This window comes from Pseudomonas sp. AC242 (genome assembly GCF_979258655.1).
In genome coordinates this window covers 6,230,430-6,253,684 of sequence record NZ_OZ409873.1, presented here as the reverse complement: position 1 = coordinate 6,253,684, position 23,255 = coordinate 6,230,430, and the positions used below count along the sequence as shown (strand labels likewise).

The window sequence follows — 23,255 nt, the reverse complement described above, 5'->3', positions numbered from 1 at the left end:
GATACTGTAGGACAAGTCGCTGAATCCTGTCCTCTACTGCTGTACTGGTTTGACTCAGACCGTGTTGGCGATTTTTTTCGGTAAACGCTGATCTATGACCTGATACAACGCACTGCTCTCGGGCCAATTACGCATGAATCGCGCACGGTCACGTATATAAGCCGGGGCGAAACTGCCGGCGGATCCGTGCTGGCACATCGAATCCAGATCGATCAGCGCCCAGCGATCGTGCTGCCAGAACAGATTATGCCCTTTGAAATCGCCATGGCTGATGCGCTCGTCAATCAGTCGAGCGAACAACAGGTCAAGTGCCTGCAGCTCCGCCTCAGGCGCTTCGCCACTTTCAACATAGGGCGCAAAGCGTTCGATGATGTCCGGCCCGGGCAGGAACTCGGTTACCAGATACGCACGACTGCGCAGCCACAAAAAGCGCTTCTCCAGTACCGCCAGCGGCTTTGGCGTCGCGATGCCGAGGAACGCCAGTCGATTACCTTCGCGCCACGAATGCCAGGCCCGACTCGGCCGCCAGAAACGCTTGAGCCAATGCGCAAAGCCCTTGATGTTGTAGCGCTTGATCACCAGCGTGCGCGCGCCCGCCTGAACCTTGCCGACGCTCGCCGCACCACCGGTCTTGTACAGATGCCCCTGATCCAGCAGCGCATCGGCCTGATCCAGCACTGGAACCATGGCCGACTCTTCTTCGCGGCGGATCGCGCGCAGACCGAACGCTCCACGCCGCACACTGAACAGCGTGCACTCGCGACCGACCTTGATCAGAAAGTCTTTCAAACGCCAGCGACGCACTTTGTCGATCTGCTTCTGCAAGGCTTCCAGCGGCAATGCGTGCTCGCTGTTGCTCAACAGGTAATACACCAGCAGCTCTTCGGTGAATGGCTCCAGCGCCTTGGGCAACTGAGCGAAAAATACGCCGAGGTTCTCCAGGACTTTTTGTCGCGACAACGGCTGACCGGCGGTTTCTGCGCAAATGCCCGCACCGTCAATCAAGTACAACTGACCGCCGTGACGCAGCAGATTGTCCAGGTGCAGGTCCTCCTGCCAGAGACCTTTGCCGTGCAATTGGGCAATGGCGCCCAGCGCCTCGGCCAATACCGCCGACTGTTCATCAGCGAGCAACGGCAGCGACTCGACCTTGGTCCAGGCATCGCCAAGGCTTTCGGCGCCCTCAAGGAAATCGAACAGCAGCCAGCCACCTTCGTCACTTTTCAAACCATCGGCCAGCAGCAAGGGTGTCGTCATGCCTTGCGCGGCTAACAAGCGCACCCCTTCCAGTTCACGCTGAAAATGCCGGGCGGCTTTGCCACCGACCAGCAATTTGGCCAGCACCGGACGGCCACGCCAGACACCGGCGCCGACGTAGCGTTGCCCTGGCAGCACCCGCAGCAAACTCAGCAGTTGCAGATCCGCACTCCCGGCCGCATCGGCCAGGGTCACGGTCAGCGGCAGTGACGGGGTTCGCCCGACAGGGGCCAGCTCGGACAATTGCATCAGCGCGTCTCCTTGTGACTGCGGCGCGCGGTCAGCCGGACGAGCCAGCTGTCGAGCAGCGAGCTGTCAGTGGGCTGATCGAGATAAGCCGCCAGCAGTTCACGCAGTTGTGCCTCGTTCCATTCCGGCGCGCGGCGTTGCAACGGCTCCAGGTCCTTGATCCGGTCACGCACGCCGAACAACAAGGGACGGGTTTTTTCCAGGTCGATCAATTGCGCCTGATACCCGTCACCGGTGGCGCGCAGAAAAATATGCTTGGGATAAAAGCAGCCGTGCACCTGACGCACACCGTGCAGATGTCGCGCCAGCAATCCGCAGGCCTTGAGAATGGCCGACTGCTGCGCGGCACTGAGCTGCGCCCAACGCTGCAACAGCGACTCCAGATCATTCCAGCCATCGAGTGCCCGGGTCAGCAGGATCGCGCGAACCTCGCCGTCGACCTTGCGCTCACCGAAAAACGCCGCTTGCAGCGCCGGAATACCGAGCTTGCGATAGCGGCTGATATTGCGAAACTCGCGGGCAAAACTGGGCTCACCGAAAGGCGCGTGCAAGGTGCGCGTCAGATAATTGCTCTGGCGCTTGAGGTAATAACCCTGCCCTTCCACGTCCAGGCGGAAGACGCTGCTCCAGCCGCCACGGGCGGTATTGGGTTCGTCCACAGCTTCAAGCTGTTTGGCCCACAGTGCGTCAAAAGTGCCGAGACCATGGCGTTCGAGCAGTGCACGGTCTTCAGCGGCAAGAAAATCAGTCATTCGCGTCCCTCGAAAAATCTCACCACGTGCCGAATCCGTTTCTTGTCGGCGCTATCAAGCCGATCGCACTGGCGGTATTGCTTATAGAAGCGCAGGCGTTGGGTATTGGACAGGTGGTATTTGGCGAGTTTATCGAGACAGGCCAGATCCTTGGTGATCCGATACTTGAGCCAGAAGCCGCGCCAGAACTCGCCGTTAGGGCAATCGATCAGAAATATGCGGGCCTGCTCATCGATCAACAGGTTGCGCCATTTCAAATCGTTATGGGTAAATCGGTGATCATGCATCGTCCGGGTATAGCCGGCCAGTTGCCGACTGACGCCATCGACCCAGGCGCGATCCTTGAGTTTCGGATCCTTGCGCTCGGCGAGCGCCGAAAGGTCTTCGGTGTTGGGCAATTCGCGCGTGATCATGGCGCCGCGATCATACGCCGCGCCACGTCGCTCCAGGCCCCAGGCCACCACCTCTGCAGTGGGAATGCCCCACTTGGCGAAGCGTTTGAGGTTCTGCCATTCCATCTTCACTCGCGGCTTGCCGAGGTAGCGGCGCAAGCCTTTACCGGCGCCGACGTAGCGTTTGACGTAATAGTTGACGCCGTTGCGCTGCACGCGGATCACTTCCGACAGCGGGTCGCGGGTCAGGCGCTCGCCCTGCAACGCAAAGACGGCTTCGAGGCTGCCAAAATCATCGGCGAGCTCGCTGTATTGCGACTCGAGAGTCCAACCCGCCATCAGAGCGCATCCCCGTAACGCTGCTTACGTGCATAGAGCTTGTTGGCTTTGCCTTCGAGCCAGTTCAGCAGCGGCGCTTCTTGCACCAGGATCTGGCGCAGCGGTTGCTGGAAATAGCCCTTGAGGAAGCGCAGCTTGTCGCGGCGGGTCAGGCCGATGTCCAGCGCGGAAAAGTACAGCGCGGCCAGATCCTTGTTGCGCCAGCGCTGGGTGATTTTCGCGCGGGTCTGGGCACGGTGCAGGTCGATCACCGACAGTTTGAAGTCGTCCGGCGTCACCGGTTTATCGGTGTGCAACAGGAAGTGGCAGATGTAGCAGTCGCGATGGTTGACGCCGGCGCGGTGCATCATGCCGGTCATGCGCGCGACTTCGGCGATCAGCGCGCGCTTGAGCGTTGGCTCCGGCGGCTGCTTGACCCAATCAATGCTGAAGTCTTCCAGGCTGACGGTCGGCGCCAGTTCTTCGGTGACGATAAACGAGTGCTGATCCGCCGGGTTGCTGCCCTTCTCGCCGTACGCGACGGCGGTCATGGTCGGCACGCCGACTTCCTGCAGACGCTGGATGGCCTTCCATTCCTGACCCGCGCCGAGTACCGGCAGCTTGGCGGTCAGCAGGTTTTTGAAGATTTCACCCCAGCCGATGCCACGGTGGATCTTGACGAAAAATCCGTTACCGTCGACTTCCGTGCGCAGTGTCCGGCGTGCTTCCAGCTCGCGGTATACCTCGCCCTGCAAGCCTTCGACTTCGGCGAACGGGTCGCGTCCGGCCCAAAGGCTTTTGAACGGTTCAGCCAGCATCAACTTCATTAAGCGTGCTCCGCCAGAATCACATCGGCCGCGTGCTGCGGCATGCTGTAGAGGTCGGCCGTCTCGGCATAAGCCAGACCATTGCGGCTCCAGGCCGCCCGTGCAGCGTCATCTTTCAACATGTCAGTCAGGTATTGCGTGAGCTGCGCCTGATCGAATGGCTCGTCCAGCACTCGCCCGGCATCGGCCTCGGCAATGTAATGGGCGTAACCGCAGACCGCGCTGACCAGCACCGGCAAACCGGCGACCAGCGCTTCCAGCAACACGGTACCGGTGTTTTCGTTGTACGCCGGGTGGATCAACAGATCGGCGCCAAGCAGGAAACGCGGGATATCGCTGCGCCCTTTAAGGAACGTCACGTTATCGCCCAGACCCAAAGTTGCACTCTGCATCTGGAACAATTTGGGGTCATCCTGGCCGATTACAAACAGCCGGGTGCGTTTCTTCAGTTCGGCAGGCAATGCAGCCAGTGCTTTCAGGCTGCGATCGACACCTTTGGTCTTGAACCCGGAGCCGATCTGCACCAGCAGCAGTTCGTCGTCCCTGAGATTGAATTCAGCGCGGAACCCGGCGCGAATCTCATCGGCATCCGCCGGGCGGCGACGATCCTGGGCAATGCCCGGCGGCAACAGGTGGAAACGCTCAAGCGGCGTGTCGTAATGCTTGATGAACAGCGGTTGCTGCACTTCGGAAATCATCAGCACTTCGGTCTTTGCGTCTTTGGCGAATACCGCGCGCTCGTATTCGGCAAAGTGGCGATAACGGCCCCAGCGGCGATACAGCGAATGGCGCAGGTTCTGCGCCTTGTCTTCGAAGCAGCCATCGGCGGCGTAATAGACGTCCAGACCCGGCATCTTGTTGAAACCGATCAAGCGATCAACCGGGCGCTTGGCCAGATCCGCCTCCATCCATGCGCTGAGCTTTTCGTTGCGACGGTGATTGAAGAACGCCTTGACCGGCGCCACCAGCACTTCGAAACCGGGCGGCACGTCGCCTTCCCAGATCAGCGTGTAGACGCGGATCTTATGACCGCGCTTCTGGCATTCGAGGGCGATGCGCATGAAGTCGCGCTGCAAGCCACCGAACGGGAAATATTTGTACAGGACGAATGCCAATTGCATCAGCGCAGCTCCTCAGCCATTAACAACGTGCTCAGTCGGCTGGCGACACGCTCGGGGTTCAAACGCGTGAAGCACAGCGGCTGTTCACGCTTCAGGTCAAACTGACGGGCATCCTGCGCGGTCGGTTGATAGGTACATTTCTTTTGCAGGCACGGCGCGCACGGGAAGTCGCTGGCCAGGTGAATCTGCAATTTTCCGTACGCGCCGGTCAGGCCCGGGTTGGTCGGGCCGAACAGCGAAATGGTCGGCACGTCCAGTGCGGCGGCCAAATGGCCAAGACCGGTGTCCACCGCCACGCAAGCCTGCGCGCCGGCAAGGACTTTGCCGACGCCGGCCAGATTGAGTTTCGGCAGCACTTCAGCGTGTTTGAAGCCTGCGGCAATCCGCTCGGCGCGAGCCTTTTCCTGCGGGCTACCCCACGGCAGTTTGACGCCGACGCCGAGGTAACCGACGCGCTCAGTCAGTTCACGCCAATAACTTTCCGGCCAGTGCTTGGTGTCCCAAGTGGTGCCATGCAGGAACACCACGAAGGCGTTTTTTCGCGGCAACTCGACCAGACGTTCGACGTTGAGGCCGTAGTCGCCGAGGCCTTTTGGCAGGTCGTAACCGAGGGCGATGGCGAACAACTGCCGCACCCGCTCGACGGCGTGCTGACCACGGGCGACGGCCAATTTGCGATCATAGAAACGCGAGGCCATCGGTTCACGGGCCGAACCTTTATCGAGTCCGGCTACCGGGGCTTTGACGTAACGGGTCAGCCAGGCGCTTTTCAGCAAGCCTTGGGCGTCGATCACCAAGTCGTATTTGTTGGCGCGCACGCTTTGCTTGAAGCGTTTCCACTCGCCGCTGGTAATGGTTTTCCAGATGTTTTTGCGCCAGCGGCGGATCGCCACCGGAATCACTTTGTCGACGGCCGGGTGCCAGGTGGGAATCTCGGCGAAGCCTTCTTCAACGACCCAATCGAATTTGATCCCGGGGATCGCCCTGGCGGCGTCAGTCAGCGCCGGCAACGCATGAATCACGTCGCCCAGCGATGAAGTCTTGATCAGCAGTACCCGCAACTTAATGAACCTCGACCACTGAGCCCTGCAATTTCTGCAAGGCATCGTTGACCGCGTCCGGCATCAGCTGGCGCAGGCAGTTGTAATGACCGAAGCGGCAGGTGCGGTCGAAGCACGGGCTGCAATCGAGGCCCAGACGCACCACTTCGACGTGTTCGGCCAGCGGCGGGGTAAAGCCCGGCGAAGTCGAGCCGTAGACCGCCACCAATGGGCGGTTCAGCGCAGCGGCAACGTGCATCAGGCCGGAATCGTTGGAGACCACCGCATCGGCGCAGGACAGCAGGTCGATGGCTTCGGCGAGCGAGGTTCCGCCACTGAGGTTGACTGATTCTTCACGCAGGCCCGGGATCAAGCGTGCGCGGATATCTTCACCGACGGCGTGATCGTTTTTCGAACCGAACAGCCACACCTGCCAGCCTTCGCGAATGCGCGCTTCGGCGACTTTGGCGTAATGCTCGGACGGCCAGCGCTTGGACTCGCCGAACTCGGCACCGGGGCACAGCGCCAACACCGGGCGATCAAGGGTCAGGCCAAACTTGGCCAGCGCCGCTTCACGGGTCACCGGATCGATTTGCAGACTTGGGCGCGGATACGGCTTCGGCAGCTCGGCGTTCGGCTCATAGGCCAACGCCATGAACCGCTCGATCATCAGCGGATAGCGTGCTTTATCAAGGGTGCGTACGTCGTTGAGCAGGCCGTAACGGAACTCGCCGCGCCAGCCCGTGCGTTTCGGGATGCCGGCGAAAAACGGCACCAGCGCCGATTTCAGCGAGTTGGGCAGCAGGATCGCCTGATCGTACTGGCCACGCAGGGACTTGCCGATGCGCCGACGCGTCGCCAATTCCAGCGCGCCGTGGCCGAGCGGGAAGCTCAAGGCCTTGCGCACTTCAGGCATGCGCTCAAGGATCGGCCGGCTCCACTCGGGGGCCAGCACGTCGATTTCGCATTGCGGGTGGCGCTGCTTGAGACACTGAAACAGTGTCTGCGCCATCACCATGTCACCGACCCAACTGGGCCCAACGATCAGAATATTCATGTGGTTTCCATAAACGAACCGGGGAGGCATTTACGCCTCCCCGCCTCGAGAATCACTGAGGGAGCGGCACTGCTTGCGATGGGTCATTACCTTCAACATGACTGTCGACTGTCACTCCGCTATCGCGAGCAGGCTCGCTCCCACATGGTTTTGCCTCTGTTCACACATCTGCGACTCACCGCAGATTCATTGTAGGAGTGAGCCTGCTCGCGATGGGGTCGTTACATTCAACATTGTTGTCGTCTGATACTCCGCTATCGCGAGCAGGCTCACTCCCACAGGGTTTTGCATTCATTCTTACATCTGCGTTTCAGCTTAGCCCCATCTCTTTCCATATCCGCAAAACCTGCCGCCGTTCTTCGACAAACTGGTCTCCGGCAATCACCCCCGGGTCCTTCTGCAAGGCCTGCCGGTGGGCGGCGGAGCGGTAGGCTTTATAGGCCTCGCGCAACAGGCTGGCATCTTCGGCAGGCATCAGCCCTTCGTGTTCCAGCTCTTCCAGAATGCGGATGTTATCGGTCCAGCGCAGCAGTGGCGGGTGGCTGTGCGACCACGCCAGGGCCGCGTATTGCACCATAAATTCAATATCGACGATACCACCGGCGTCCTGCTTGAGGTCGAACGGCGCCGTGGCGTCGAAGGCATTTGCTGCGGTACCGGCTGCGGTGCTCTTGGTGCCAAGGTTATCGCGCATCTTCGCGCGCATCTCGCTGACTTCCTGTTGCAACTTGGCCAGATCACGCGCCTTGCCCAGCACCTGGGCGCGAACTTTCTCGAACGCCTGACCGACATCCTGACTACCGACCAACACCCGCGCCCGCACCAGGGCCTGATGTTCCCAGGTCCAGGCTTCATTTTCCTGATAGCGGGCAAACGCACCCAACGAACTGACCAACAGCCCCGAAGCACCGGATGGGCGCAGACGCATGTCCACTTCGTAGAGCTGACCGGAGTTGGTCTGCGCCGTCAGCAAGTGAATGATCCGCTGCCCCAGGCGCGTGAAAAACTGCGCGCCATCAATCGACTTCGGTCCGTCGGTTTCCGCCTGTGGATCGCCGTCGTGGATAAACACCAGGTCCAGGTCCGAACCATGGCCCAATTCCAGACCGCCGACTTTGCCGTAACCGACAATGATGAAACCTGGATCGCACAAGGTGCCGTCGGTGCGCAGCGGCGTGCCGTACTTGGCCACGGTCTGGCGCCAGGCCAGGGCCAGCACTTGCTCGAGAATCGCCTCGGCTAGCCAGGTCAGGTAATCGCTGACTTTCATCAGCGGCAGGCTGCCGGCAATTTCCGAGGCGGCGACGCGCAAGCGGTGCGCCAGTTTGAAATGGCGCAGGGCTTCCATTTGTTGTTCGAGGTCATCTTCGGGAATCCGCGTCAACCGCTCGCGCAACTCGGCGGCCAGTTCCGGCGCCAAGGGCGGCTTGAACAAACGACCTTCGTTAAGCAATTCATCCAGCAGCAGCGGGAAGCGGGTGATCTGCTCGGCGATCCACGGGCTCGCTGCACACAGCGTCAGTAAGCGTCGCAGGGCGCTGGGGTTTTCCGTCAGCAAGACCAGATAAGCCGAACGCCGGGCAACTGCTTCCACCAGCGGCAGCACGCGTTCAAGCACCAGATCCGGATTGGCATGCTCGACGGCCTGCGCCAACAGACGCGGAATAAAGGCGTCGAGACGCTCACGCCCCAACCGCTGCATCGCCCGCAGTTGCGGACTGCTGCGCAATCCGGCCAGCGCCTTCAGAGCTTTGCTGGCATCGGCAAAACCGCCCTCCTCCAACTGCCGGCACGCGGCCTCTTCGTCCTGCGCCTCTTCCCACAGCGGCAGCCATTCACCACCGACCACCACTTCACTTGCGGCGCCTTCATCCTCGTCGGGATCGGCGATCACCTGGGCGAAGTGCCAGGCGACGCGGCCACGCCAAAACATCAGTTTCTCGTGAAAAGCATCCCAATCGGCGAAACCGAGCATGAAGGCAATGCGTGCCTGATCCTGCGCGCCATCCGGTAGCATCTGGGTCTGGCGGTCGGCGATAGCTTGAATGGCGTGTTCGGTGTAACGGAGAAATTCGTAGCCTTCGCGCAACTCGCTGATCACTGCCGGCGGCAAATAACCCTGCCCTTCCAGCGTACTCAGCACCTTTAATAGAGGACGCTGTTGCAGGCTCAGGTCGCGGCCACCGTGGATCAACTGAAAAGCCTGAGCGATAAACTCGACCTCGCGGATGCCACCGGAACCGAGCTTGATGTTGTCGGCCATGCCCTTGCGCCGCACTTCCTGCTGGATCAACTGCTTCATGGTGCGCAGCGCTTCGATCGCCGAAAAATCGAGGTAACGTCGATAAACGAACGGTCGCAACATGTCGAGCAACTGCGCGCCCGCGACCTGATCGCCGGCCACCACCCGCGCCTTGATCATCGCGTAGCGTTCCCAGTCGCGCCCCTGATCCTGGTAATACTGCTCCAGCGCATTGAAGCTCAGCACCAGCGCGCCGGACGAACCGTACGGGCGCAGGCGCATGTCGACACGGAATACAAAACCGTCGACGGTCATCGGGTCCAGCGCCTTGATCAGGCGCTGGCCGAGACGAATAAAGAATTCCTGATTATCCAGCGAGCGCTTCACGCCCACCGTTTCGCCACCCTCGGGGTAGGCGAAGATCAGGTCGATGTCCGAAGACAGGTTCAACTCGACGGCGCCGAGCTTGCCCATGCCGAGAATGACCATTTGCTGCGGCTCACCGCTGCGGCGGCCGGTCGGCGTACCGAATTGTTCGCAATGGCGGCTGTACAACCATTGATAAGCCTGGTCGATAGTCGCGTCGGCCATATCCGAGAGATCGCGGCAGGTCTGCACCAGATCGGCCTGACGGGTGAGATCGCGCCAGATGATCCGTACTTGATGGCGGGCGCGCTGACGACGCAGGGCGCGACCGAGTTCATCTTCGTTCTGGGCTGCGTTCACCGCGGCGGCAATCTGCGTGCACAATTCACCCGGTGCGAACGCCCGGTCGAGTTCGCCGGACTGCACCAGTGCAAGCAACATCAAAGGGTCACGAACGCTCTGTTCAATGACGAATTCGCTGGCGGCGGTGACGCGGGCGAACTGCGCCCAGCGCTCTGGCGTCCAGTTCGCCAGGCCGTGATCGTCTTCCAGCGCGGCGACGGCCGTACGGAACGACTGCTCGGATCGAGTGACCAACGGCAGGAGAATGGCAGGCAGTTCGGCAAGCACGGGCAGGGTCATGGTCTATCCTTGATCGGCGTATAAATGGCCGCTTGTAGTGATTGGTGAAAAGCCGCTACCCGGAGGACTGTCGAACAAAAGTTAGAAATAGCTGAAATTTCTTTCTCTTTGGCAGCGAACATCAAAGTTTCACCTTTTTCGGATGGCAAAAGACCAACCTTAACGATTATTCTCACAACGCAGCCGGAGGCCACAAGCCATTCTTCTGTAGTTTTACTACTCGTCTATACATTCGAAAGGCTGAAATGCCGGAAGATTTGTAGTAAAACTACACGCCGCCGGAACAACCTATCGGCAATCCAAGAATTTTAAATCGTCTGCCCACAAGGCCAGTCGCAAACTCAGGCAACCGATTCTGGAAGCCTTTCCGCCCTGGAGCAAGCCATGCAAGACCTCGATCCCGTCGAAACCCAGGAATGGCTGGACGCCCTGGAATCGGTTCTCGACAAAGAAGGCGAAGACCGTGCTCACTATCTGATGACCCGTATGGGCGAACTCGCGACCCGCAGCGGCTCGCAGCTCCCTTACGCCATCACCACGCCTTACCGCAACACCATCCCGGTAACCCACGAAGCACGCATGCCTGGCGACCTGTTCATGGAACGCCGCATTCGCTCGCTGGTGCGCTGGAACGCGATGGCCATGGTAATGCGTACGAACCTGAAAGATTCTGACCTGGGTGGTCACATCTCCAGCTTCGCTTCCAGTGCGACCCTGTATGACATCGGCTTCAACTACTTCTTCCAGGCCCCGACCGACGAACACGGCGGCGACCTGATCTACTTCCAGGGCCACACCTCGCCAGGCGTTTACGCCCGCGCATTCATGGAAGGCCGCATCACCGAAGACCAGATGAACAACTTCCGCCAGGAAGTCGACGGTCAGGGCCTGTCGTCCTACCCGCACCCTTGGCTGATGCCTGACTTCTGGCAGTTCCCGACCGTATCCATGGGTCTGGGTCCGATTCAAGCGATCTACCAGGCACGCTTCATGAAGTACCTGGAACACCGTGGCTTCATCCAGCCGGGCAAACAGAAAGTCTGGTGCTTCCTGGGCGACGGCGAGTGCGACGAGCCGGAATCCCTGGGCGCCATCTCCCTGGCTGGCCGCGAGAAGCTGGACAACCTGATCTTCGTCATCAACTGCAACCTGCAGCGCCTCGACGGCCCGGTTCGCGGCAACGGCAAGATCATCCAGGAACTCGAAGGCGTGTTCCGTGGTGCTCAATGGAACGTGACCAAAGTCATCTGGGGCCGTTTCTGGGACCCACTGCTGGCCAAAGACGTCGACGGTATCCTGCAACGTCGTATGGACGAAGTCATCGACGGCGAGTACCAGAACTACAAAGCCAAAGACGGCGCGTTCGTCCGTGAACACTTCTTCAACACGCCAGAACTCAAGGCGATGGTTGCTGATCTGTCCGACGACGAGATCTGGAAACTCAACCGTGGCGGCCACGACCCGTACAAGGTCTATGCGGCGTACCACGAAGCGGTCAACCACAAAGAACAACCAACCGTCATTCTCGCCAAGACCATCAAAGGTTATGGCACCGGTGCCGGCGAGGCGAAAAACACTGCGCACAACACCAAGAAAGTCGACGTCGACAGCTTGAAGTTGTTCCGCGATCGTTTCGACATCCCGGTCAAGGACGAAGAGCTGGAGAACCTGCCGTTCTTCAAGCCAGAGCCAAACAGCGCCGAAGCCCGCTACCTCAGCGAGCGTCGCACTGCACTGGGCGGTTTCGTCCCGCAGCGCCGCGCACAGAGCTTCAGCGTGCCGACTCCGGACCTGGACACCCTCAAGGCTATCCTTGACGGCTCCGGCGACCGTGAAATTTCCACTACCATGGCGTTCGTGCGGATCCTCGCGCAACTGGTCAAGGACAAGGAAATCGGCCCGCGCATTGTTCCGATCATCCCGGACGAAGCCCGTACCTTCGGTATGGAAGGCATGTTCCGTCAGCTCGGCATCTACTCGTCCGTCGGCCAGCTCTACGAGCCAGTCGATAAAGACCAAGTGATGTTCTACAAGGAAGACCAGAAAGGTCAGATCCTTGAAGAAGGCATCAACGAAGCAGGCGCCATGAGCTCGTTCATCGCGGCCGGTACTTCGTACTCCAGCCACAACCAGCCGATGCTGCCGTTCTACATCTTCTACTCGATGTTCGGCTTCCAGCGTATTGGCGACCTGGCCTGGGCCGCTGGCGACAGCCGTACCCGTGGCTTCCTGATCGGCGGCACCGCCGGCCGGACTACCCTGAACGGTGAAGGTCTGCAACACGAAGACGGTCACAGCCACCTGCTGGCCGCGACCATCCCGAACTGCCGCACCTACGATCCAACCTACGGCTACGAGCTGGCGGTGATCATTCAGGACGGCATGAAGAAGATGACCGAAGAGCAACAGGACATCTTCTACTACATCACCGTGATGAACGAGTCGTACCAGCAGCCAGCCATGCCGGCCGGTGCCGAAGAAGGCATCAAGAAAGGCATGTACCTGCTCGAAGAAGACACCCGCGATGCGGCGCACCACGTACAGCTGATGGGCTCCGGCACCATCCTGCGTGAAGTCCGTGAAGCGGCGAAGATTCTGCGTGAAGAGTTCAACGTTGGCGCCGACGTGTGGAGCGTTACCAGCTTCAACGAACTGCGTCGCGACGGCCTCGCTGTCGAGCGCAGCAACCGTCTGAAGCCTGGCCAGAAGCCTAAGCTGAGCTACGTCGAAGAGTGCCTGAACGGCCGTAAAGGTCCGGTCATCGCCTCTACCGACTACATGAAGCTGTTCGCCGAGCAGATCCGTCAGTGGGTACCGTCCAAGGAATTCAAAGTCCTCGGCACCGACGGTTTCGGCCGCAGCGACAGCCGCAAGAAACTGCGTCATTTCTTCGAAGTCGACCGTCATTTCGTGGTGTTGGCAGCCCTGGAAGCACTGGCTGACCGTGGTGATATCGAACCTAAAGTCGTGGCTGAAGCCATCGTCAAGTTCGGCATCGACCCGGAAAAACGCAACCCACTGGACTGCTGAGGAGACATTTTGTGAGCGAACTCATTCGCGTACCTGACATCGGCAGCGGTGAAGGTGAAGTAATTGAACTGTTTGTGAAGGTCGGCGACCGTATCGAAGCCGACCAGAGCATCCTGACCCTGGAATCGGACAAGGCCAGCATGGAAGTGCCGGCCCCGAAAGCCGGCGTCATCAAGAGCCTGAAAGTGAAGCTGGGCGACCGTCTGAAAGAAGGCGACGAACTGCTTGAACTGGAAGTCGAGGGCGCCGCTGAAGCGGCCCCTGCTCCGGCTGCTGCTCCGGCTAAAAAGGCCGAAGAGAAACCGGCCGCCGCTCCTGCCGCGGCTGCGCCTGCCGCTGCTCCTGCTGCCGCTTCGGTTCAGCAAGTGCACGTGCCGGACATCGGCTCGTCGGGCAAAGCCCAGATCATCGAGATCCAGGTCAAGGTCGGCGACACCGTCGAAGCTGATCAATCTTTGATCACTCTGGAATCCGACAAGGCGAGCATGGAAATCCCGTCGCCTGCCGCTGGCGTGGTCAAGGCCATCAGCGTCAAGCTCAACGACGAAGTCGGCACTGGCGACCTGATTCTGGATCTGGAAGTGGCGGGTGCTGCGGCCCCTGCTGCTGCCGCTCCGGCTCAGGCTGCTGCACCGGCCGCTGCCGCTGCGCCTGCTCCGGCAGCCGCGCCAGCAGCACCGGTTGCCGACAGTGTTCAGGACATCCACGTTCCGGACATCGGTTCGGCTGGCAAAGCCAAGATCATCGAAGTGTTGGTCAAGGCTGGCGACAGCGTTGAAGCCGACCAGTCGCTGATCACTCTGGAATCCGACAAGGCGAGCATGGAAATTCCATCGCCTGCCGCTGGTGTGGTGGAAAGCGTTTCCATCAAGCTGGATGACGAAGTCGGTACCGGCGACCTGATCCTCAAGCTGAAAGTCAAAGGCGCGGCCCCTGCTGCTGCCCCGGCTCCAGCTGCCGCTGCTGCTCCGAGCGCTCCGGCACCTGCCGCTGCTGCTCCGGCTGCCGCTGCACCTGCTGCTGCCGCTCCAGCCGCCGCACCGGCCAAGCCGGGCGCGAAAGTTCACGCCGGTCCCGCCGTGCGTCAACTGGCCCGCGAGTTCGGCGTCGAGCTGAACGCTGTCGGCGCCAGCGGCCCGCACGGTCGTATCCTCAAAGAAGACGTGCAGACCTACGTCAAAGCGATGATGCAGAAGGCCAAGGAAGCACCGGCCGCTGCAGCGGGCGCAACCGGTGGCGCGGGCATCCCGCCGATTCCGGTCGTTGATTTCAGCCGTTTCGGCGAAATCGAAGAAGTGCCGATGACTCGCCTGATGCAGATCGGCGCGTCGAGCCTGCACCGCAGCTGGTTGAACATCCCGCACGTGACTCAGTTCGATTCGGCTGATATCACCGAGCTGGAAGCGTTCCGCGTCGCGCAGAAAGCCGTTGCAGAGAAGGCCGGCGTCAAGCTGACCATCCTGCCGCTGCTGCTCAAGTCGTGCGCGCACATGCTCAAGGAGCTGCCGGACTTCAACAGTTCGCTGGCGCCAAGCGGCAAGGCGATCATCCGCAAGAAATACGTGAACATCGGCTTCGCCGTCGACACCCCGGATGGCCTGCTGGTACCGGTCATCAAGAACGTCGACCAGAAGAGCCTGTTGCAACTGGCAGCCGAAGCTGCTGCGCTGGCCGCCAAAGCCCGCGACAAGAAGCTCACCGCTGACGACATGCAGGGCGCTTGCTTCACCATTTCGAGCCTCGGCCACATTGGCGGCACCGGCTTCACGCCGATCGTCAACGCGCCGGAAGTGGCGATCCTCGGTGTTTCCAAGGCAACCATCCAGCCAGTCTGGGACGGCAAAGCCTTCCAGCCGAAACTGATGCTGCCGCTGTCGCTGTCCTACGATCACCGTGTGATCAACGGCGCCGCTGCCGCACGCTTCACCCAGCGTCTGGGCAGCCTGCTGGCCGACATCCGCACGATCCTGCTGTAACTCGGTCGGCCCTCCAGCAACGGAGGGCCGATTGCTGCACCCTTTCGAGCGCCACACGCTCGTACCTCAACCCCGTCAGTTTGGCGGGGCTTTTTTTTGCCTGAAGAAACATACCCTCTCGTCTTTTTCCCACACGTCGCGCTGACATCGGCCACAACCTCGGTCGACTTGGCCCCGATCTTTTTTATTCGATACGCAACTAACCTAGCCCCAACCAATTCAACTAAGAAAAATTAGTAGAACCCTGTTAATCAAAGTTAACTCGAATGGATTCGACATGTTAAAACCAACTATCGGCCCGATTGTCGGCCACGTCACAACTGATCACGCGCGCATCTTCATGCGGGGCGATCAGCAGAATAAATCGCCGGTATTTGCCGCAGTGCGTTTTCGCAGTTCCGGTACACAACAATGGTCGAAAGGTAACTTCGCCCGCTTGAGCGAATTACGCGACATGTCTGAAGTATTCGCCCTCAACAATTTGAGTAGCGACACCGAATATGAATATCAGGTCGGCTGGTTCAGCCCGATGAATCCGGTGCACACCCCGGACAGCGTCGCCGAACTGCCGCTGCAATGGCCACGAGAGATCTATCGTCTGCGCACCCGCTCCAGCAAAGCCCTGCAACCCAAAGCCTATATCGTCGGCTCCTGCCGCTACCTGCGCATGACCGCCGGCATCGCCTCCCTGCCGCAATTGGGCGACCGGATCTTCGCGTCCATCAACCAATTGATCGAGGGCATACAACCACCGATCAGCGCGGTATTGATGACCGGCGATCAAATCTACGTCGACGATTTGAATCTGCTTGCACCGGATCGCGAATATAAAGACATCCTGAGCAAGTACCGTGCGGCTTTTTCTCAACAGAATATAAAACGACTGATGGCCAGCACTTCGACTTACATGATTCTCGATGATCACGAAATCGAAGATAACTGGCCCGCCAATGCCAGCAAGTCCGACGGTGACTTATACCGTAATGCCATGGCCGCCTATGAGTTGTATCAGGCCAGTCACAGCCCGGCACATCCGCTGACAACTAACGGAGATATAGATCACGCAACACTCGAGCATTACTGGTATCAATTCAGCGATGGCGATATTGAATGGTTTGTGACTGACAGTCGCACCCGCCGCAACTTGTCAGCCGATGACCGACGCATCCTCGACGAGGCACAGGAACAGGCCTTGTTGAAATGGCTGAGCAACAGCGAGGCGCGGGTCAAGTTCGTGGTCACCAGCGTGATGTTCTATCCGGATCGCAAACTTCATGGCGATGACGCCTGGAAAGCCTTCCCCGAACAGCGCCTGCGCCTGCTGGAAACCATCCGCACCCAGCGTATCAAGAATGTCGTGTTCATTTCGGGTGACGTACATGGCTCGCTGACCGCTCGCCTGAGCCACAGCGAAGACCCGGACTTCGAAGTCCACACCGTGGTGTCCTCGCCGCTGTGCAACAGCAAACTGCTGCCGTACGCCAAAGCGTCCACGTTCATTCTGGATCAACCGCTGGTGCGCACGGCGGCGGGCGATTATCGGCATGAACTGACGAGCAGCGTGGTGAGTGAAGACAATTTCGCTCATCTGGTGGTCGAGGCGGGCCAGATTCAGGTCAATTACCACGACCGCGATGGCAAACGCCTGCAATCGATCACCCTCCCACTGCGTTGAATTGCCGGCCAAAAAGACGCCGTTGCGGGACACAAACCGCTCTGCAACGGCAGTCTTTCAATGCAACAGGATTACTTTTTACCGCACGCTGGAGAAATCTTCAGCGCAGCCGACATATTCTTATAGCACTTGGCCTTCATGTCTCTTGTCAGTCGGTGCCGCAATGATGCAACCTTGCCGCAGGCAACAGTAAAGAGGGCGAGAGCCCGGCGCGTTCAGCATATTTCCAAGCGAGTTCCCTTCATGAAGAGCCAACCCGATGCCGCCAGCCGTATGGCGGCCGAGGTAGTGACGCAGTTGCCTGTGCCCTCGCGGCTCGGCATGCTGCGTTTCGAGCGCTTGAATGAAGCCAGTTGGGCCATGCTGTTTCTCGATCCCAACTGCGAACGCCAGTTCGGCCAGCCGGCCGTTGAGCTTTGCGCGCTGGTCGGCTCACCCTACGCCAGCCTGATGGAACCCGAAGCGCGCTATCAACTGCACGATGCGATTCAGCAACAGCTGACCGCCAGCCCGCATTATCTGGTGCGATACACCCTGCACACGGCTGCCGGTGCGCTGAACATCCTTGAGTTGGGCGAAGCCTACAAACAGCACAATCGTCACCTGCTGCGCGGCTATCTGCTGGCGGTCGATCACGTCTTCGACGAAGTGTCGCTGCTACCCTCCGTCGATCTCGAAACACAGAATTCGCGCCTGCAAATCGCCCTCGAACTCAACCAACGGGCGCAGCAGGAACAACTGCAGCACCTGGAACGCGTACGCGCCCAACAGGACCTGATTCTGCTGCTCGCCCGTCAGCGCTACAGCACGCATAACTCGCTGCAGGAAGCCGCCGAGCTGATCACCCGCTGCGCCTGCGATATCTATGAAATCGACTGCGCCAGCCTGTGGAACCTCGAAGGCCAGCAGTTGGTGCCGATCTCCGCGTACCACCGCGCGACCCAGGAATACATCCTCCCGGACGTGATCGACATCAGCAGTTTCCCCGACTACATGGAAGCTCTGCACAGCAGTCGCGCCATCGACGCACACAACGCGATGCGCGACCCGCGCACCCGAGAGATGGCCGAAGCGCTGCGCCCGCGCGACGTCAACGCCATGCTTGATGCGAGCATTCGCGTCGATGGCCAAGTAGTCGGCGTGCTGTGCCTGGAGCAGACCGGCGTCACCCGCGCCTGGCAGTCCGACGAAATCGCCTTTGCCGGCGAGCTGGCCGACCAGTTCGCGCAAGTCATCAACAACCACAACCGCCGCACCGCCACCAGCGCCCTGCACCTGTTCCAGCGTGCGGTCGAGCAAAGCGCCAACGCCTTTTTGCTGGTCAATTGCGACGGCGTGGTCGAGTACGTCAACCCGAGTTTCACCGCGATCACCCAGTACACCACCGAGGAAGTCCACGGCCAGCGCCTGTCCGAGCTGCCGGCACTGGAGAACCTCAGCGAACTGCTGTTCGACGCGCCCTCGGCGCTGGCCAAGAGCAACAGTTGGCAGGGCGAATTCAAGAGCCGCCGGAAAAACCTCGAACCGTACTGGGGCCAGCTGTCGATCTCCAAGGTCTATGGCGACAACCGCGAGCTGACGCACTACATCGGCATCTACGAAGACATCACCCAGACCAAACTGGCGCAGCAGCGCATCGAGCGTCTGGCCTACACCGACAACCTGACCAACCTCGGCAATCGCCCGGCATTTATCCGTAATCTGGACGAACGCTTCGCCCGCGATAGCGATACGCCGATCAGCCTGTTGCTGGTGGATATCGACAACTTCAAACGGATCAACGACAGCCTCGGTCACCAGACCGGCGACAAACTGCTGATCAGCCTGGCCCGACGCCTGCGCAACAGCCTGAGCCCAAGCGGCAGCCTCGCGCGGTTCGCCAGTAACGAATTTGCCGTGTTGCTCGACGACACCGATCTTGCCACCGGCCAGCAGATCGCCAACCAATTGTTGGCGACGCTGGATAAACCGATGTTCGTCGACAACCAGTTGATCAGCGTTACCGGATCGGTCGGCCTGGCCTGCGCGCCGCTGCACGGTCGTGATCCGCAAACGCTGATGCGTAACGCTGGCCTGGCGCTGCACAAGGCCAAGGCCAACGGCAAACATCAGGTGCAAGTCTTTACCGAAGCGCTGAATGCCGAGGCCAGTTACAAACTGTTCGTCGAGAACAACCTGCGCCGCGCCCTGACCCAGAATGAGCTGGACGTGTTCTACCAGCCCAAGCTGTGCCTGCGCAGCGGGCGCCTGCTGGGCATGGAAGCGCTGCTGCGCTGGAACCACCCGGAACGCGGCATGATCCGCCCGGACCAGTTCATCAGCGTCGCCGAAGAGACCGGCCTGATCATTCCGATCGGCAAGTGGATCGCGCGCCAGGCCTGCCGCATGAGCAAGGCACTGACCGCCGCCGGCATGGGCAATCTGCAAGTGGCGATCAACCTGTCACCCAAGCAGTTCTCCGATCCGGATCTGGTCGCCTCGATCGCCAACATCCTCAAGGAAGAAGCGCTGCCGGCCTATCTGCTCGAACTGGAACTGACCGAAGGCCTGCTGCTGGAAGCCACCGAAGACACGCACTTGCAGCTCGATCAACTCAAGCGTCTCGGGCTGACGCTGGCCATGGACGACTTCGGCACCGGTTACTCGTCGCTGAGCTATCTGAAGAAATTCCCGATCGACATCATCAAGATCGATCGCAGCTTCATCCATGAAATCCCCGACAATCAGGACGACATGGAAATCACCTCGGCGGTGATCGCCATGGCGCACAACCTGAAACTCAAGGTCGTGGCCGAAGGTATTGAGACCGCCGAGCAACTGGCGTTCCTCCGTCGTCATCGTTGCGACGTCGGCCAGGGTTACCTGTTCGACCGGCCGATTCCGGGCGGCGAACTGATCCAGGCGCTGAAACGCTACCCGCGCGGCCCGCTCTGCCTCTGATCTCGCCGCTCCCTCATGTAGGAGCTGCCGCAGGCTGCGATCTTTTGATCCTGTTTTTTAAAGACAAGATCAAAAGATCGCAGCCTTCGGCAGCTCCTACATTGGATAGTGCGAAGTCGGGCATCATTCGGCACACTGGCGGTCTGACTTTTTACATCCAACCTGACTGAGAGGAACGATCATGGTTCTGCGCTCGGAAATTCTGGTGAACAAAAACGTGCTCCCGACTAAAGAACAAGCTCTGCCCGGCCGCGAAACCGCGATGACCCTGCCTGAAAAGCACTTCGTCTTCGAAGAAACCCCGCTGCTTGGCCCGTTTTTCCAGGACGTCGACTTTGCGATCTTCGGTCTGGGCTGCTTCTGGGGCGCCGAGCGCCGTTTCTGGCAGCGTGAAGGCGTGGTCAGCACGGTCGTCGGTTATGCCGGTGGTTTCACGCCGAACCCGACCTACGAAGAAGTCTGCTCGGGCCTGACCGGCCACGCGGAAGTGGTACTGGTGGTGTATGACAAGGCCAAAGTCAGCTATGAAGAGCTGCTGGCGATGTTCTGGGAACTGCACAACCCGACGCAGGGCATGCGCCAAGGTAACGACATCGGCACGCAGTACCGCTCGGTGATCTACGCGACTTCGCCTGAGCACCTGGATGCGGCGCTGAAGAGCAAGGCGACCTATCAGGCTGAACTGTCGAAGGCGGGTCTGGGCGAGATCAGCACCGAGATCGAACAGGCGCCGACCGTGTACTTCGCCGAGGCGTATCACCAGCAGTATCTGGCGAAGAATCCTGAGGGTTACTGTGGGATTGGCGGCACCGGTGTGTGCATGCCAGCGAGCCTGGCAGGCAATTAACCCGCCGACTGATCGTTCCCACGCTCTGCGTGGGAATGCAGCCCGGGACGCTCCGCGTCCCAACAGCGGACGCAGAGCGTCCATTGAGGCATTCCCACGCAGAGCGTGGGAACGATCGCTCAGTGATCAGCTCTCGGCGATTAGCCAATCCATCTGCCAGCCGCCCTGGGTCTGCCCCAGCTTCTGCGACAACCACGGCAGCAGCTCACGCAATTCTTCCTCCAGCCCCCACGGCGGATTGGCAATCGCCATGCCCGAACCGTTCAGGCTGTTCGGCGTATCCAGCGGATGCACCAGCAGCTCCACGCGCAGCAACTTCGGCGCACCCGTGCCAGCCAGATCCTGATAGAACCTGCGCAACGCACGCTGATCCTTCACCGGATACCAGATCGCCGCCACGGTTTGACGCATGCGGCCAATCGCTTCTTTCAACGACGCCGCGCAACGCTGCATCTCGTCGAGCTGCTCGAACGGCGGATCAATCAGCATCACCGCACGCTTCTCCTGCACCGGCAACATCGCCCGCGCCACGTGCCAACCCTCACCCAGATGAACCTTGACCCGACGATCACCGGCCATGTTGTCCTTGAGCAGTACGCCGTCTTCCGGGTGCTTCTCGTTGAGCATCACCCGATCCTGCGGGCGGGTCAGGCGCCGCGCCAGTTCCGGCGACCCCGGGTAGTAGCGCAACTGGCCATCCGGGTTCATCTCGTGCAGCACCTTCATGTAGTCGGCGGTCAGCGCTGGTAAATCCGGCTGATCCCACAAGCGCGCGATGCCTTCCAGGTACTCACCGGTACGGTTGGCCTGATCACCCTGCAAGTCATACAGACCGATGCCGGCGTGCGTGTCGAGATAGGCAAACGGCTGCTCCTTGCGCGACATCAGGGCGATGAGGCGGGTCAAGGTCAGGTGTTTGAACACATCGGCGTGATTGCCGGCATGGAAGGCGTGACGATAATTCATGGCTGCTCCTGCGAAGGGCGCAAAGTTTACCTTTTACCGGGCGGCAAGTCAGGGGCTGGCGGCTGAGCGGACAAAAGCCTTTCCCTCACCCTAGCCCTCTCCCGGAGGGAGAGGGGACTGACGGTGGTGATCTTGCGAGTTACATCGACCTGAAAGATCGGCGTGATCTCAGGCTTGGCCAAGCGAAGATCAGCGCGGAAGTCGCAAGTCGGCGTTCATCGTCCAGACAACTCGGTCAGCCCCCGAAACAACACCACCATCCAGGCTTGGCCAAGCCAAGTTCACCACTGAAGTCGCAAGTCGGCGTACACCGCCCAGACAACTCGGTCAGTCCCCGAAACAACACCACCATCCAGGCTTGGCCAAGCCAAGTTCACCACTGAAGTCGCAAGTCGGCGTACACCGCCCAGACAACTCGGTCAGTCCCCGAAACAACACCACCATCCAGGCTTGGCCAAGCCAAGTTCACCACTGAAGTCGCAAGTCGGCGTACACCGCCCAGACAACTCGGTCAGTCCCCGAAACAACACCACCATCCAGGCTTGGCCAAGCCAAGTTCACCACTGAAGTCGCAAGTCGGCGTACACCGCCCAGACAACTCGGTCAGTCCCCTCTCCCTCTGGGAGAGGGGCTTTGCTTTTATGGCGTTAAACTGTCTAACCATGAACGACAGGAAGTCAAAAACTCATGCGATATCTGATCATCTGCTTATTCAGTCTGCTTAGCCCATACCTTGCCCTTGCCGACGAAACCCACATTGAGCAGGCACGCCAGACACTTAAGAACTACGGCCTGAGCCACTGCATTCTGAAGCCATTCAACGAGCGCTCCGCGCTGGAAAAAGACATTGCTCTGTCCGCCAATGCCTATTCCGTCATGGGCAAAGGCATGCATTCCATCCTGCAAAATGAAGACACGCTGCAAGTGCTGCACGATCCCTACAAAGAAACCCGAAACTACGTGTTGGCGGCTTACGAGCAGACACCTTCAAACAGCAAATACTCGAATGAAAAAGTAGTGTTCCTTGCGTGCCTGAAGGTCTACAACTCCGATGCGTTCAACAGCTTTATCAACTCTCAGGATGGGTACATCCCTGACTGACTAACTGATTTCCTTCAACGTCAAAAGATCGCAGCCTTCGGCAGCTCCTACGGGGCGAACGCCAGTCCCGTGTAGGAGCTGCCGCAGGCTGCGATCTTTTGATCTTTTTCAGGCAGGCATGCTGCGCAGGCGCCTGCCGATCACATCGAGCACATCACAGCCGTCGCGCAGAGGGATCACGCAGAGCTGGGCGAAGTCGCTGAGGATGACGGAGTCGCATTCTACCGAGCCGCGCATGCACATGTTTTCCAGCACCTGGATCACGGCGCGCAGGCGGTGATTGGCCGCGTCCATGAGGATGTCGAGGGGCACGTGGGTGTCGATGAACAGGGTCGGCATGTCGCTGCAATTGCCGGTAAGTGCCATGAAGCGGTTGTCGGGATGGGGGACGATTTTTTCGTAGGGTGGAGCCGGTTTAAGCGTTGTCATATTTTGTACCTCAACTGATTAAATGAGG

General features: G+C 59.9%; 16 protein-coding genes. 6 read left to right on the top strand and 10 right to left on the bottom strand.

The annotated features are described in order from the left end of the window. Positions 1 to 54: 54 nt before the first annotated feature. From ACZZ0A_RS28150 to glnE, 8 genes are all read right to left on the bottom strand, one after another. Complete coding sequence (locus ACZZ0A_RS28150; protein WP_463544016.1) at positions 55 to 1,506, bottom strand: lipopolysaccharide kinase InaA family protein; 1,452 nt, start codon at positions 1,504 to 1,506, stop codon at positions 55 to 57. After that, positions 1,506 to 2,258, bottom strand: a complete 753-nt coding sequence (locus ACZZ0A_RS28145; RefSeq protein WP_007915690.1) for a lipopolysaccharide kinase InaA family protein — start codon at positions 2,256 to 2,258, stop codon at positions 1,506 to 1,508. The genes ACZZ0A_RS28150 and ACZZ0A_RS28145 overlap by 1 nt, the downstream gene beginning before the upstream one ends. Next, positions 2,255 to 2,989 (bottom strand): lipopolysaccharide kinase InaA family protein, encoded by a 735-nt coding sequence (locus tag ACZZ0A_RS28140; RefSeq protein ID WP_007915688.1) that lies wholly within the window; start codon positions 2,987 to 2,989, stop codon positions 2,255 to 2,257. Before ACZZ0A_RS28140 ends, ACZZ0A_RS28145 begins: the two co-directional genes overlap by 4 nt. Next, complete coding sequence (gene rfaP / locus ACZZ0A_RS28135) at positions 2,989 to 3,795, bottom strand: lipopolysaccharide core heptose(I) kinase RfaP (RefSeq protein ID WP_123376882.1); 807 nt, start codon at positions 3,793 to 3,795, stop codon at positions 2,989 to 2,991. The genes ACZZ0A_RS28140 and rfaP overlap by 1 nt, the downstream gene beginning before the upstream one ends. After that, on the bottom strand, positions 3,795 to 4,916 hold the full coding sequence (locus tag ACZZ0A_RS28130; protein WP_007915686.1) for a glycosyltransferase family 4 protein: 1,122 nt from the start codon (positions 4,914 to 4,916) through the stop codon (positions 3,795 to 3,797). The genes rfaP and ACZZ0A_RS28130 overlap by 1 nt, the downstream gene beginning before the upstream one ends. Beyond that, positions 4,916 to 5,977, bottom strand: a complete 1,062-nt coding sequence (gene waaC / locus ACZZ0A_RS28125; RefSeq protein ID WP_007915685.1) for a lipopolysaccharide heptosyltransferase I — start codon at positions 5,975 to 5,977, stop codon at positions 4,916 to 4,918. The genes ACZZ0A_RS28130 and waaC overlap by 1 nt, the downstream gene beginning before the upstream one ends. A 1-nt stretch (position 5,978) precedes the next feature. After that, on the bottom strand, positions 5,979 to 7,013 hold the full coding sequence (gene waaF / locus ACZZ0A_RS28120) for a lipopolysaccharide heptosyltransferase II (protein ID WP_042704930.1): 1,035 nt from the start codon (positions 7,011 to 7,013) through the stop codon (positions 5,979 to 5,981). A gap of 310 nt (positions 7,014 to 7,323) precedes the next feature. Further along, positions 7,324 to 10,263: a bifunctional [glutamate--ammonia ligase]-adenylyl-L-tyrosine phosphorylase/[glutamate--ammonia-ligase] adenylyltransferase gene (glnE, locus tag ACZZ0A_RS28115; RefSeq protein WP_463544015.1), complete on the bottom strand. Its 2,940-nt coding sequence runs from the start codon at positions 10,261 to 10,263 to the stop codon at positions 7,324 to 7,326. A gap of 384 nt (positions 10,264 to 10,647) precedes the next feature. On the opposite strand from glnE, the gene aceE reads away from it, so the two are divergent. From aceE to msrA, 5 genes are all read left to right on the top strand, one after another. Next, positions 10,648 to 13,293, top strand: a complete 2,646-nt coding sequence (gene aceE / locus ACZZ0A_RS28110) for a pyruvate dehydrogenase (acetyl-transferring), homodimeric type (RefSeq protein WP_007915682.1) — start codon at positions 10,648 to 10,650, stop codon at positions 13,291 to 13,293. 11 nt (positions 13,294 to 13,304) lie between these two features. Next, positions 13,305 to 15,269 carry a dihydrolipoyllysine-residue acetyltransferase gene (gene aceF / locus ACZZ0A_RS28105; RefSeq protein WP_123376879.1) on the top strand — a complete coding sequence of 655 codons (1,965 nt, stop codon included), beginning with the start codon at positions 13,305 to 13,307 and terminating at the stop codon, positions 15,267 to 15,269. Positions 15,270 to 15,546: 277 nt separating this feature from the next. After that, entirely contained in the window at positions 15,547 to 16,944 is a 1,398-nt protein-coding gene (locus ACZZ0A_RS28100) for an alkaline phosphatase D family protein (protein WP_123376878.1), read from the top strand. Between the two features lie 243 nt (positions 16,945 to 17,187). Then, positions 17,188 to 19,884, top strand: coding sequence for a putative bifunctional diguanylate cyclase/phosphodiesterase (locus ACZZ0A_RS28095; protein WP_007915678.1), 2,697 nt, complete (start codon positions 17,188 to 17,190; stop codon positions 19,882 to 19,884). Between the two features lie 181 nt (positions 19,885 to 20,065). Continuing rightward, positions 20,066 to 20,731: a peptide-methionine (S)-S-oxide reductase MsrA gene (gene msrA, locus ACZZ0A_RS28090; RefSeq protein WP_038360208.1), complete on the top strand. Its 666-nt coding sequence runs from the start codon at positions 20,066 to 20,068 to the stop codon at positions 20,729 to 20,731. Between the two features lie 126 nt (positions 20,732 to 20,857). Here the strand turns inward: msrA and ACZZ0A_RS28085 are convergent, their stop codons facing one another. Beyond that, positions 20,858 to 21,697, bottom strand: coding sequence for a 23S rRNA (adenine(2030)-N(6))-methyltransferase RlmJ (locus ACZZ0A_RS28085; protein ID WP_447783310.1), 840 nt, complete (start codon positions 21,695 to 21,697; stop codon positions 20,858 to 20,860). 687 nt (positions 21,698 to 22,384) lie between these two features. Between ACZZ0A_RS28085 and ACZZ0A_RS28080 the strand changes: the two genes are divergently transcribed. Next, positions 22,385 to 22,798: a hypothetical protein gene (locus ACZZ0A_RS28080; protein ID WP_463544014.1), complete on the top strand. Its 414-nt coding sequence runs from the start codon at positions 22,385 to 22,387 to the stop codon at positions 22,796 to 22,798. A 108-nt stretch (positions 22,799 to 22,906) separates the two neighbouring features. Here the strand turns inward: ACZZ0A_RS28080 and ACZZ0A_RS28075 are convergent, their stop codons facing one another. Then, positions 22,907 to 23,227: a hypothetical protein gene (locus ACZZ0A_RS28075; protein ID WP_123376875.1), complete on the bottom strand. Its 321-nt coding sequence runs from the start codon at positions 23,225 to 23,227 to the stop codon at positions 22,907 to 22,909. Between the last annotated feature and the right edge of the window lie 28 nt (positions 23,228 to 23,255).